Annotated in this window: 4 tRNA genes; all 4 read right to left on the bottom strand. The window is 48.6% G+C overall.

Annotated elements, in window-relative coordinates:
- Positions 1–9: 9 nt before the first annotated feature.
- Positions 10–85, bottom strand: a tRNA-Lys gene (locus EII23_RS12625).
- 6 nt (positions 86–91) lie between these two features.
- Positions 92–167, bottom strand: a tRNA-Thr gene (locus tag EII23_RS12620).
- 8 nt (positions 168–175) lie between these two features.
- Positions 176–252: transfer RNA gene (locus tag EII23_RS12615), tRNA-Asp, on the bottom strand.
- Positions 253–257: 5 nt separating this feature from the next.
- Positions 258–333, bottom strand: a tRNA-Val gene (locus EII23_RS12610).
- Positions 334–352: the final 19 nt, after the last annotated feature.

The following is a 352-nucleotide window of genomic DNA, read 5'->3' as shown; positions in this document are numbered from 1 at the left end:
CTATTAAAATGGTGAGCCATAGAGGATTCGAACCTCTGACCCTCTGATTAAAAGTCAGATGCTCTACCAACTGAGCTAATGGCTCTAAAGATGGTGCCGGCCAGAGGACTTGAACCCCCAACCTACTGATTACAAGTCAGTTGCTCTACCAATTGAGCTACACCAGCGTGTTTATTGGCGACCTGGATGGGACTCGAACCCACGACCTCTAGCGTGACAGGCTAGCATTCTAACCAGCTGAACTACCAGGCCATATTTGGTGGGCACAATAGGGCTCGAACCTATGACCCCCTGCTTGTAAGGCAGATGCTCTCCCAACTGAGCTATGCGCCCAAATATGAATGATTAAAAT

This window comes from Desulfovibrio sp. OH1186_COT-070 (genome assembly GCF_003860215.1).
GTDB lineage: Bacteria > Desulfobacterota > Desulfovibrionia > Desulfovibrionales > Desulfovibrionaceae > Desulfovibrio.
The sequence above is the reverse complement of the archived record's forward strand: the minus strand, read 5'-3'. Positions and strand labels throughout refer to the sequence as shown.